General features: G+C 64.0%; 10 protein-coding genes and 1 pseudogene. 6 read left to right on the top strand and 5 right to left on the bottom strand.

Annotation, left to right across the window (positions count from 1 at the left end; all coding sequences use genetic code 11):
- Positions 1-2 precede the first annotated feature (2 nt).
- The gene (locus tag LB516_RS10700; RefSeq protein WP_224719502.1) at positions 3-1538 is read right to left on the bottom strand and encodes a DUF4173 domain-containing protein; all 1536 of its coding nucleotides are present in this window, start codon (positions 1536-1538) and stop codon (positions 3-5) included.
- 285 nt (positions 1539-1823) lie between these two features.
- Between LB516_RS10700 and LB516_RS10695 the strand changes: the two genes are divergently transcribed.
- Positions 1824-2711: an HpcH/HpaI aldolase/citrate lyase family protein gene (locus tag LB516_RS10695; RefSeq protein ID WP_224719501.1), complete on the top strand. Its 888-nt coding sequence runs from the start codon at positions 1824-1826 to the stop codon at positions 2709-2711.
- A 37-nt stretch (positions 2712-2748) separates the two neighbouring features.
- Positions 2749-2955: a DUF1737 domain-containing protein gene (locus LB516_RS10690; RefSeq protein ID WP_015314987.1), complete on the top strand. Its 207-nt coding sequence runs from the start codon at positions 2749-2751 to the stop codon at positions 2953-2955.
- 18 nt (positions 2956-2973) lie between these two features.
- Here the strand turns inward: LB516_RS10690 and LB516_RS10685 are convergent, their stop codons facing one another.
- The 3 genes and pseudogenes from LB516_RS10685 to LB516_RS10675 all read right to left on the bottom strand — a co-directional run bounded on the left by LB516_RS10685 (position 2974) and on the right by LB516_RS10675 (position 4216).
- Complete coding sequence (locus LB516_RS10685) at positions 2974-3255, bottom strand: helix-turn-helix domain-containing protein (RefSeq protein WP_015314988.1); 282 nt, start codon at positions 3253-3255, stop codon at positions 2974-2976.
- A gap of 14 nt (positions 3256-3269) precedes the next feature.
- Positions 3270-3589: pseudogene (locus LB516_RS10680) on the bottom strand (type II toxin-antitoxin system RelE/ParE family toxin).
- 204 nt (positions 3590-3793) lie between these two features.
- Entirely contained in the window at positions 3794-4216 is a 423-nt protein-coding gene (locus tag LB516_RS10675) for a metallopeptidase family protein (RefSeq protein ID WP_140618287.1), read from the bottom strand.
- Between the two features lie 178 nt (positions 4217-4394).
- Between LB516_RS10675 and LB516_RS10670 the strand changes: the two genes are divergently transcribed.
- Genes LB516_RS10670 through LB516_RS10660 form a run of 3 tightly spaced genes read left to right on the top strand, consistent with a single transcriptional unit; the run spans position 4395 to position 10187 of the window.
- Positions 4395-5435: an ImuA family protein gene (locus tag LB516_RS10670; protein ID WP_224719500.1), complete on the top strand. Its 1041-nt coding sequence runs from the start codon at positions 4395-4397 to the stop codon at positions 5433-5435.
- Positions 5377-6855 (top strand): DUF6504 family protein, encoded by a 1479-nt coding sequence (locus LB516_RS10665; protein WP_224682804.1) that lies wholly within the window; start codon positions 5377-5379, stop codon positions 6853-6855. Before LB516_RS10670 ends, LB516_RS10665 begins: the two co-directional genes overlap by 59 nt.
- Positions 6852-10187 (top strand): error-prone DNA polymerase, encoded by a 3336-nt coding sequence (locus tag LB516_RS10660; protein ID WP_224719499.1) that lies wholly within the window; start codon positions 6852-6854, stop codon positions 10185-10187. Before LB516_RS10665 ends, LB516_RS10660 begins: the two co-directional genes overlap by 4 nt.
- 84 nt (positions 10188-10271) lie before the next feature.
- Here the strand turns inward: LB516_RS10660 and LB516_RS10655 are convergent, their stop codons facing one another.
- Positions 10272-10439: a hypothetical protein gene (locus LB516_RS10655; RefSeq protein WP_015314993.1), complete on the bottom strand. Its 168-nt coding sequence runs from the start codon at positions 10437-10439 to the stop codon at positions 10272-10274.
- Between the two features lie 282 nt (positions 10440-10721).
- Between LB516_RS10655 and LB516_RS10650 the strand changes: the two genes are divergently transcribed.
- Positions 10722-11642, top strand: a complete 921-nt coding sequence (locus LB516_RS10650; RefSeq protein WP_015314994.1) for an SMP-30/gluconolactonase/LRE family protein — start codon at positions 10722-10724, stop codon at positions 11640-11642.
- The last annotated feature ends 133 nt before the right edge of the window (positions 11643-11775 follow it).

The following is an 11775-nucleotide window of genomic DNA, read 5'->3' as shown; positions in this document are numbered from 1 at the left end:
GATTAGCGATCCGGCACGGGTTCTGCGACGCTGGGAACAATAGGCCGCCTGTTGTCGAGATAGCGAAGCAGGCGCCAGTCGCGGAAGCTCCAGCTTCGCCAGTTTTCCTGCAGGCCGCGATACCAGCCTTCATCGACACCGCGCAACCTTGCCAGTTCGCCGACGGCACCGGCATTGGCCGTCCCGCGCTGACGATCGAAGATGCGATCGAGCGCTGGAAACGCGTCCGGCCCGAGCGAGCGGAGATACCAGACGTCGAGCGGGATGCCTTGGCCGCTCATTTCGAGGGAATGGTCGACATTGTAGGTGGCGATCATGGCTGCGAAGTTGATGAAAGAGCAGACATACAGCGTTAGGGATAACGTCAGAAGATTGGCGGAGAGCAGCCATTCACTGGATTTTCCGAGCGCGATACGGGCGATGATCAGCGCAAGGCCGGCCGCCACCAGTCCCATCCAGACGAAAGTGGCGACGCGCCAGTAGGTCAGCGCATAGATGCCGACATAGAGGTCGAGCCGCAGGATCGACGAGACGACCAGCATGATGTTCTGCGCCACCCAGGCATAGACCAGCCGACGGATGAGCGGGTCGGCCGATGTTTCGCTGCCGGGCCTCAGCGCCGCAAGGACAAAACCGGCGGCCAGCAGCGCGGTGGCGATCAAGAGATAGGCGCCGCGATGCGCGTAGGCGGCGTAGCTCAAACCATCGGGAAGCGCGACCCCGCCCCACAGATAGGTGGCGTCGAGCCCGCTCTGCAGCGCAAACAGAATGTTGAAGACGATCAACGCGCGCAGGATGGCGGCCTTGCCGAAGACGATATCCTCGACGGCGTGCCTGTCGGCCGCTGGCTGGACATCGGCAGGAGGGTGATTTAGCCTGGCGATGCGGCGGTGAAAGCGCGGCAGGCGTGGCCGCAGAAAGGCCCAGACGCCGGCAAGCACGAATAGCCAGAAGGCAATCCGCGTCAGCTGGATAAGCTCGAGCAGCTTCATCAGATCGATCAGCGACAGCCAGTCTTCGATGACCGGATTGGCGGCGCCGAAAAGGGCGACGAAGACCGCGCCCAGCGTCAGCGGCATTACCCAGACCGCGATTGCCGCCAGCCTTATGCGATGTCCGCCGAACCGCCGCGCCGCTCTTCGCCATTGGAGAAAATCGCCGAGGAACCGGACCGGCGCCGCCAGTCCGAACAGCACGATCTGGCCGGCAATGCGCGGCGTGCGGTGTCGCAGCCGGCCGCGCAGCGAAAGCGCGAACGCCACCAGCGCGGCAAGAGCGATCCAGACGGACAAGGGACTGACAGTCTCGGCCAGCGGCAACAGCGCGACAAGCAAGGTGGCCGACTTGAGCCACACCTTGCCGTCGCTGAAGGCGGCGGGATGCACGGCAACCATCGCGGCGGCAATCAGGATGGCGAACAGCAGAACCGTGATGCCGGCGGGCTGGCCGTAGAACAGGAAATCGGCGAGCGCGACCAGCAGCACGGCGACGCCGAAGCGGCTGCAATAGCTTGGCGCGGCGCGGAAGAAAGAGGTCACGGCCTGATCTTCCTGATGGCGTTCCTTCGCGATGGCGGCGGGCTCTTGCGGACAGTTGGGATGGGAATTGCAGCGGGGTTGGCGCGTTGCGGGTCGACCAGCCACCAGCCTTCGCTGCGCAGTCGGTAAGGTAGACGGGGTTTTGCTCGCTTGTGCATGCCGCCTGTGTCGCAGGCCTGCAGGAAAGCGATGCGGCGGATCGGAGGAGGTTTTCCGCAGGCGCGTGCAGTTTTCGTGCAGGGCTGGCGGCTTGCCTCGCCCGACCACACACGGCATAGATCTGGCATGACCGAAACCTACCGACCGCGCCGCTCCGTGCTCTATGTCCCGGCCTCCAACGACAAGGCGCTGGCCAAGATCGCGCAGCTTGCCTGCGACGCCGTCATCATCGACCTCGAGGACGCCGTCGCCCCCGCCGACAAGATCGCCGCGCGCGAAAAACTGGCCGGCATTTTCGCCAACCGCCCTGATGCCAATGGCCGGCGCCGCGAGATGGTGGTGCGCGTCAATGCGCTGTCCAGCGAATGGGGCACTGACGATCTTGCGGCCGTGGCCAAGGCGGAGCCGGACGGCATCCTGCTGCCGAAGGTCGACACGCCGCGTGACATGCTCGAAGTCGGCGATGTGCTGGACGATAATTTTGCCCCGGACAGCGTGAAACTATGGGCGATGATCGAGACGCCCAAGGCCATGCTCAACATCGGCGCCATCGCCGAACTCGGCCGCGACCCCGCCTCACGCCTGGATTGTTTCATCGCCGGAACGAATGACCTGATCAAGGATACCGGCGTGCTGGCGACGCCGGATCGCGCCTATCTGCTGCCATGGCTGATGCAGATGCTGCTGGCGGCACGCGCCGGCGGGATCGACATGCTCGATGGGGTGTTCAACGAGTTCCGCGACCCGGATGCGTTCGCGCGTGAGTGCACGCAGGCAGCCGCCATGGGCTTCGACGGCAAGACGCTGATCCATCCATCGCAGGTCGAGGCGGCCAACCGTGCCTTCGCTCCGTCGGCGCAGGCGCTGGCCGAGGCGCGCGCGGTGAAGGATGCCTTCGCGCTTGCGCAAAACAGTGGCAAGGGGGTCATCGCGCTGAATGGCAGGATGGTCGAGCGGTTGCACTTGGCGCAAGCTGAAAAACTTCTGGCGAAAGCGGCCGCCATCGGCGCATGATATTCGCCGATTTGGGATACACGACAGGAATTGGACGATGAAACTCTACCGCTTTCTCACCGCCCCGGACGACGCCAGCTTCTGCCATAAGGTGACGGCGGCGCTGAACAAGGGCTGGCACCTGTTCGGCTCGCCGACCTACGCCTACGACAAGAAGACCAAGACCATGCGCTGCGGCCAGGCCGTGGTGAAGGATGTCGATGGCCAGGAATACGGGCCGGATACGAAGCTCAGCGACTGGTAGCCGCTGGCAAGGAGAGCATCAGGCGGCCTCGACAATATCAAGACGCACGGTAAGTCCGGCCAGCGCGGCAAGATTGATCAACGTGTCCAGACTGAAATTCGTGATCCTGCCCCGCAGGAGGTCGCTAAGGCGTGGCTGGGTAATCCCAAGCCGGTTGGCTGCTTCGGCCTGGGTAACGTCCCAACTCCGCACCCGCTGTTCGATAGCGATCAGCAAGTTGGAGCGCATGGTCATGTTGGCGGACTCGGCCGGAGTCTCCTCCAGTGCGTCCCACACGTTTTCAAAACTCTGACGGTCCATCGTCCTTACCTCCACTAGATTTGTCTGAACCGGGATGCGGCAAGATCCAAGTTTCGTTTCACTGTCTGTTGCGTCTTCTTCTGGAAGGCGTGCAGCACATAGACAGCGTCGCCTATGCTCGCGACGTAAAGCACCCGGAACGCGCCGGTGGCGTCGCGGACGCGGATTCCCGCACACCTGGGCCGACCGTCGTCATCGGCTTCCAGTCGCTTGGCTCTAGTCCGAGCTGCACCTTATGCAGCTGAACGCCCGTTTCCTTGCGTGCCGCCTCTGGAAAATCCCGGAGCTGGGCAAGAGAATCTCCGAGAAACTCTAAGCGCTTTGTTACTGGCATTGGTGGATTTATATCAAAACTTGTATAATTGCGCAAGGCGGTGATCCGGCCAATCGATGACCATAGCGGCGGCTCACCGACCATGCTGAGACCAACATGGTTAGGGATATCGACTGAGAAGGGAAGCGCGGTAACTTCTCTCTTCGTCACCTAGGGCGAAGCAAGAAGCGAAGCGGCATAGAGCCAGGAAGACGAAGGTACGGACTATTCAGCCGCCTCTTCGATCTTCTCCATATCATCGTCCGACAGGCCGAAATGGTGGCCGATCTCGTGGACCAGCACGTGGGTGACGATGTCGCCCAGCGTTTCCTCGTTTTCGGCCCAGTAGTCGAGCATGGCGCGGCGGTAGAGCGTGATGCGGTTCGGGCCTTCGCCGGTTTGCGGATTCCAGCGTTCGGCGATGCCGCGCCCCTCGAACAGGCCGAGCAGGTCGAACGGCGTTTCCAGCGACAGGTCGTCCATGATCTCGTCGGTCGGGAATTCGGCGATCTGGATGACGATCTCGCCGGTCAGCTTGCGAAAATCCTCCGGCAGGTGGGCGTAGGCCTCCAGGGCAAGGAACTCCAATTCCTCCATCGAGGGCGCAAGTTCACCATGCCAGGTGCGGGTCTTGTAGATGCGGGCCATGCTTTGTCCTTTGATCCCGGCATATAGGCGTTCGCGCTGGTCGAGGCAAATGACGCCTGTACGCCGGTGTCGCGCAGGAAGAGGAATAAATTCCTTGATGAGTCTGCTTGACTCTTCCGATCCCCTCTGGAATCTATAGGAACATAACAGGAACAATCGTGAGTGGAAGCTGACCGTCATGGCGATGACCGCCGTGGCGCGGGAGACTGTTTTTGCCCTGCGCCGCCAGATCGCGAAGATCGAGGGAACACTGCCCGAGCGCCTGCAGGCGCCGGCTGGCGCGCCCCTTGCTGACGCCGGCAGCGATCTGACGATCGTCCGGCGCGGGCTTGCCGCGGTCTTGCCGGACGCTTTCCTGCCCATCGGCATCGAGCGGCTCGATGCCGCGCTCAGCGGCGGCCTACCGAAAGCCGCCCTGACCGAAATCCATGGCCTGGAAACCCGCGATGCGGGCGCCGTCGCCGGTTTCGCTCTGTCGATCGTCAGCCTGATCCTCAACCAGGCGCAGGGGCTGCCCATCCTGTGGATCGGGACATCGGAAATTTTCCATGAGGCCGGCTTTCCCTATGCCAGGGGGCTGCATGCCTCGTTCGGCATCGAGCCCCAGCAATTGCTGTTTTCCGAGGCGCCCAGGCTTGTCGATGCGCTGTGGATCGCCGAGGAGGCGGCCCGCATGACCGCGCTTGCAGCCGTCATCCTGGAGATCCGCGGCAATCCGCAGCGGCTGGACCTGACCGCGACACGCCGCCTGCATGCGCGGGCGCAAGGTGCCGGCCGGCCGGTGTTCCTGCTGCGACAAGCGGCCGAGCCCGAACCGACGGCGGCGCCTGTTCGTCTGATTGTCGCTTCGGCGCCGGCCGTGCCGCGCGAAACAGTCGCCGGGCCGCTCGCCGGCTCGATCGGCCACCCGGCCTTCACCATCAGCATCGGCAAGAGCCGCACGGCCCTGCCTGGACAATTCACACTGGAGTGGAACCCCGATGAACGCAGATTCGATGAAAGAAGGGGCGAGGAAAGACGCAGGGCAAGCAACGAATGGGCAGAGAATCCTGTCCCTGTGGTTTCCCTATCTCGCGACAGAAAGGATCCTGCGGCAGCGTCTGGGGAAATCCTGGCGTTCCCGGCCGCCGGATCATCCGCAGCCATCTCATCCACCGCTCGTGATCAGCCATCGCCAGGGCAACGCGCAGCGCATCTCGGCCCTCGACGCGCGGGCTGAGGCGCTGCACCTGAAGCGCGACATGGGGATTGCCGATGCGCGCGCCATGCATCCGTCGATCGACATCGTCGAAGCCGATCCGGAGGCCGACCGGCGCCTGCTCGAGGGCCTTGCCGACTGGTGCGACCGCTACACGCCGCTGGTGGCGCTGGACGGCATCGACGGCCTGTTCCTCGACGTCACCGGCTGCACCCATCTGTTCGGCGGCGAACGCGCCATGCTGGACGAAATCCTGTCGCGCTTCTTCCAGCAGGGTTTCGACGTCCGCGCCGGGCTTGCCGGCACGCCCGGGGCGGCCTGGGCGGCGGCCCGCTTTTGCGGCGACCGCATCGTTCCATCAGGCGAGGAGGAAGCCCTGCTCGCGCCCTTGCCGCTGGCCGCCCTTCGCATAGCGCCGGAAACCCGTACCAGCCTGGAAAGCGTGGGGCTGCGCACGGCGGGTGCCGTCATGACGGCACCGCGCGCGCCGCTCGCCCGCCGCTTCGGCGCTTTGCTGCTCCAGCGCCTCGACCAGGCGCTTGGTCGTCTCGACGAGGCGATCTCACCGCGTCTTCCCGTCGCGCCGCTTTCGGTCGAGCGTCATCTCGCCGAGCCCGTCACGCTGACGGAGGAGATAGAGCGGCTGGTCGGCATGCTGGCGACGACCTTGAAGACCGACCTGGAACGCCGCGGCGAAGGCGCAAGGAGCCTGGCGCTGCTGCTTTTTCGCGTCGACGGCGCCGTCAGCCGCATCGCGCTCGGCACCTCGCGGCCGATGCGCGAACCCTTGCTGATCCGGAAATTGTTCCATGAAAGGCTGGCGGCACTCGAGCAGCATATCGATGCCGGCTTTGGCTTCGACCTGGTGCGCCTCTCGGTGCTGGCCGTCGCCGCTTTCGACATGCAGCAGGCCGATCTGACCGGCGAAGCGGCCGATGACGGCGCCGACATCGCCCTGTTCGCCGACCGTATCCGCGCCCGCCTCGGCGAGGGCGCGGTTCTGCAGCCGGTTCCCGTGGAAAGCCACCTGCCGGAACGCGCCGTCGCCGTCATTCCCTTCACCGAAGCCCCGCGCCGGACCACACCACCCAAGAAGCCGGACAGGATGCAGGCGCCGATGACCATCTTCCCGCCGGAACGACCGATCCGGCTGTTCCGTTCGCCCGAGCCCATCGAGGTGCCGGCCACCGAAATGCCGGAGGGACCGCCGCTGCATTTTCGTTGGCGCCGCGCGCTTTACCGTGTGACGCGCGCCGAAGGGCCGGAGCGCATCGCCGCCGAATGGTGGCGCGAGGCGCCGGGCGACGCGGCGGCGTCGACACGCGATTATTTCCGCATCGAGGATGCCGGTGGCCGCCGCTACTGGCTCTACCGGCAAGGCCTTTACGGCGGCGTCTCGCAAACCCCGCCGCGCTGGTTCATGCATGGGGTCTTCGCATGAACGCGCTGACCGTCATTCCTTATGCCGAGTTCGGCATCCAGTCGAATTTCTCCTTCCTGCGCGGCGCCTCCAAGCCCGAGGAGCTGGTGGTCGCGGCCAAGCTCATGGGCTTCTCCGCGATCGGGCTCGCCGACCGCAACAGCGTCGCCGGCGTGGTGCGCGCCTGGCAGCAGGCCAAGGTCGAAAAGCTTGCCTACCATCCCGGCTGCCGGCTGGTTTTTGGCGACGGCACGCCGGACATTCTCGCCTATCCCAGGGACCGTGCGGGCTGGGGCCATCTGTGCCGCATGCTCACCCAGGCTAATCTGCGTGACGAGACCGAAAAGGGCGCCACCCTGCTCCGGCGCGACGACCTGCTCGAATGGGGGGACCGAATGTCGCTGGCGGTCCTGCCCGATCTGGCGGCCGGCGCGCAAGACAGTCTGGCTTTGCTCCGTGAACTCAGGGATCGCTTCGGCAGGATCCTGCGGCTCGGCGTCTCACCCTGTTATGCCGGCCATGATCGCTTCCGGATCGAGCAGGCGGCGGCGTTCGCCGAGAGCACCGGCATCCCGCTGATGGCGACCAACGACGTGCTCTACCACACGGCCGAACGGCGCCCGCTGCAGGACGTGCTGACCGCGATCCGCCTCAATGTTCCGGTCGCCGAGGTGGGGCTGGAACTGACCGCCAATGCCGAACGCCATCTGAAGCCGCCGCTGGAAATGGCGCGCCTGTTCCGCCGGTATCCGCAAGCGCTGGCGGAGACGCTGCGGTTTGCGCAAGAGCTGACCTTCTCGCTCGGCGACCTTCAGTACAATTATCCCGACGAGCCGACGGAATCGGGTCTCGGACCGCAGGCGGAGCTGGAGCGACTGGCTCGGGAAGGTGCGGCCCGGCGCTTTCCCGGCGGTATCCCCGCCAGCGTGATAAAACGAATCCAGGAAGAGCTCGCCCTGATCGAGCGGCTGAATTACGCCCGTTATTTCCTGACCGTCCATGACATCATCAAATTCGCCCGAGGCGAAGGCATTCTCTGCCAGGGCCGCGGCTCCGCGGCCAATTCGATTATCTGCTTCTGCATTGGCATTACCGAGGTCGGGCCGGACAAGATCGACACGCTCTTCGAGCGTTTCATTTCCGAGGAACGCAACGAGCCGCCGGATATCGACGTCGACTTCGAGCATGAACGGCGCGAAGAGGTGATGCAGTACATCTATACGAAATACAGCTCCAAACGCACGGCACTCGCCGCCGCCGTCATCAGCTATCGCGGCCGTTCGGCGCTGCGCGAAGTGTCGAAAGCGATGGGCCTTTCGGAGGATGTCAGGGCGTCTCTCTCCGGCTCGATCTGGGGCTGGTCGACCTCGGAACTCGGCGAGAAGGAAGCCAGGGCCGGCGGCCTCGACCGCAGGGATCCGGTGTCACGGCATGTGATGGAACGCGCCAACGAGATCATGGGCTTTCCCCGCCACCTCTCCCAGCATGTCGGCGGCTTCGTCATCACCAGGGACCGGCTCGACGAGATCGTCCCCATCGTCAAGACGGCGATGGACGAGCGCAAGATGGTCGAATGGGACAAGGACGATCTCGATTCGGTGAAAATCCTCAAGGTGGATATCCTGGCGCTCGGCATGCTGACCTGCCTGCAGCGCGCTTTCACTTTGCTCGAGACCCATTACGGCGTGAGAGACGATTATGGCAGGCCATTGACCCTGGATACGATCGCCAAGGAGGATTCCCGTGTCTACGACATGATCTGCCGTGCCGATACGCTCGGCGTCTTCCAGATCGAATCGCGTGCTCAGATGTCGATGCTACCGCGTCTCAAGCCGCGCGAATTCTACGACCTCGTCATCGAGGTGGCGATCGTACGGCCGGGCCCGATCCAGGGCGACATGGTGCACCCCTATCTGCGCCGGCGGCAAGGCAAGGAAAAACCCGAATATCCCAAGGCGGAGCTGAAAGAGATTCTCGGCAAGACGCTGGGCGTGCCGCTGTTCCAGGAGCAGGCGATGAAGATCGCCATCGTCGCCGGCGGCTTCAAACCGGGCAAGGCCGATGAACTGCGCCGTGCCATGGCCACCTTCAAGCGCACCGGCACGATCGGCAATTATCGCCAGCAGATGATCGACGGCATGACAGGACGAGGCTACGAAAAGGACTTCGCCGAGCGCTGTTTCAAGCAGATCGAGGGCTTTGGCGAGTATGGCTTTCCCGAAAGCCACGCCGCCTCCTTCGCCCTGCTCGTCTATGCCTCCTGCTGGTTCAAGACCTTCTACCCGGACGTGTTCTGCGCCGCGATCCTGAATTCGCAGCCGATGGGCTTCTATCAGCCGGCGCAGCTGGTGCGTGACGCCCGCGACCATGGCGTCGACATCCGCGAGGTCGACGTCAATTTCTCCGTCTGGGACTGCACTTTGGAAAAGGCGCTTTTCGACCCGGCCCGCATCCTGCCGCGTCATGCCGAAATGCACGGTGTCATCGAGACTCAGCATGCGGTGCGGCTCGGCTTCCGGCAGATCAAGGGACTTTCCAAGGAACGCATGGAGGTTTTCGTCGAGCGGCGCGGCGCCGGCTACTCGACGGTCCGGGATGTCTGGCTGCGCTCCGGCCTCAATGTCGACGAGATCGAGAAATTGGCGCAGGCCGACGCCTTTCGTTCCATCGGCCTCGACCGCCGCGCGGCACTATGGGAGGTCCGCGCGCTTGACGGCAAGAGTGCCGCCGAGAAGCTGCCGCTGTTCGACCAGCCGGCGCTCAGCCTGCGCGAGCTGGAGCCCGAGACGAAGCTGCCGAAAATGCCGCTCGGCGAGCATGTCATCCATGACTACCGCTCGCTCGGCCTGTCGCTGAAGGCGCATCCGGTCGCCTTCCTGCGCGAGCGGCTCGACCGCGCCGGCATCACTCCCAATGCCAGCCTGCCTTCCGTGCGCGACGGCAGGCGGGTCTCCGTTGCCGGGCTGGTGCTGGTGCGCCAGCGCCCCGGCAAGGGCAACGCGATCTTTCTCACGCTGGAAGACGACAAGGCCGTCGCCAACGTCATCTTCTGGGAAAGGACCTTCACCCGTTTCCGGCCCATCGTCATGGGTGCCCGGTTTGTGAAGGTCACCGGAAAACTGCAGTCGGAATCAGGTGTCGTCCATATCGTCGCCGAGAAGATCGAGGACCTGACGCCCTGGCTGACCGTGCTGCTGGAGAAGGTCGGTGCGGCCGCACTGCCGGCCGCCGATCCTTCGGACCGCTCCGGCCAACCCGCAATTCGGCCCGCGATGCTGAAAGACGAACGGGATCTCGCAACGCTGTCGGAAGAGGCGGAGAGGGTCATGCCCAAAGGGCGTAATTTTCAGTAGGCCCGACCCACCTTCGTCATCCACGGGCGAGCAGGAGCGAAGCTCCGTCGCGGCGACCCGAGGACGACAAACGTGATGGGTTGCTCAGCCGTAGATCTGCTTGTGGATCTGGTAGAGCATTTCCGAACGGTCGGCGCGCATGTCGGCCAGATCGCGGCTGGAGAAGCTGTCGATTTCGGCGATGAGGCGATTGTAGTGCTTGCGCTTGGCGATGCTGGTGCGAGCGCGGGTCACGAGGTCGTTGAAGATCATAGCAAGGTTCCTTCTGTGCCGCATTCGGCGCGGCCGTTTCTTCCTCCCTTGATCGGTACGGATCATGACATAGGAATGGTGCGTTGCAAAAAGAAGATGTTGCAATGCACCATTGCAGCCAGCGCATAGCCGGTTAATGGCTTCCTAAGCTCCCGCACGACGCGCGGCCCGGGCCGGCAGGCGAGCCGCCTCCCATTTTGTCTTACAAATTAGCGTTACCCCGTCTTGCCAGATCGATTGCGGGCTGGCTTGATCCAATGTCACCTGATGCCTGGAGGAAACATGGCGGCCGCAGATTACTATGAAGTTCTCGATCCGCGTTTCGGGCGCCTGTTCAACGGCAACGCGCAGGTGGAGAAGCTGTTCACCGGCTGCCGGTGGGCGGAAGGGCCGGCCTGGTTCGCCGCCGGCCGCTATGTCGTCTGGTCGGACATTCCGAACAACCGCATGATGCGCTACGACGAGACGGACGGCAGCGTCAGTGTCTTCCGTCAGCCCTCCGGCAATTCCAACGGCAACACCGTCGACCGGCAAGGCCGGCTGGTCACCTGCGAGCATTCGGGCCGGCGCGTCAGCCGCACCGAGCATGACGGCTCGATCACCACCATCGCCGCCAAATGGAAGGGCAAGCCGCTGAACTCGCCCAACGACGCGGTGGTGAAGTCCGACGGCTCGATCTGGTTCACCGATCCGACCTACGGCATCGACACCGACTATGAGGGCGACAAAGCCGAGAGTGAAATCGGCGCCTGCCATGTCTACCGGGTCGATCCCGACACGGGCGATATCGAGGCTGTCATCACCGACATGGTCAGGCCGAACGGCCTTGCCTTCTCGCTCGACGAAAGCCTGCTCTATGTCGTCGACACCGGCCGCACGCATGGCGCCGAGAACCCGGCGCATATGCGGGTGTTCAACGTCGGCAAGCACGGCAAGAAGGTTTCCGGAGGCAAGGTGTTCGCCGACTGCACGGCCGGACTGTTCGACGGCTTCCGGCTCGACGCCGATGGGCGCATCTGGACGAGTGCCGCCGACGGCATCCATTGCTACGATCCCGACGGCACGCTGATCGGCAAGGTCAAGGTGCCGGAGGTGACCGCCAATTGCGTTTTCGGCGGCGCCAAGCTGAACTGTCTCTACATCGCCGGCACCACCTCGCTTTATTCGGTGCGGCTGATGGTGAATGGGGCCAAGACCTATTGAGTCTGCTGGAAACGCTTCTCTGGCGTCCCTTATTGGCCGTTTTGCGGGTAGCCACAGCGCCCGCTTCGCCGCGGCTTCCGGAGCCACCATCCTGCGGTTCGCCGGGGCGGAGTTCGAAGCCGCATGTCGGCGG

This window comes from Mesorhizobium sp. CO1-1-7 (assembly GCF_020164885.1).
Classification (GTDB): Bacteria; Pseudomonadota; Alphaproteobacteria; order Rhizobiales; family Rhizobiaceae; genus Mesorhizobium; species Mesorhizobium australicum.
Note: the sequence above shows the minus strand (reverse complement) of the source record. Positions and strands in the feature narration are given on the sequence as shown.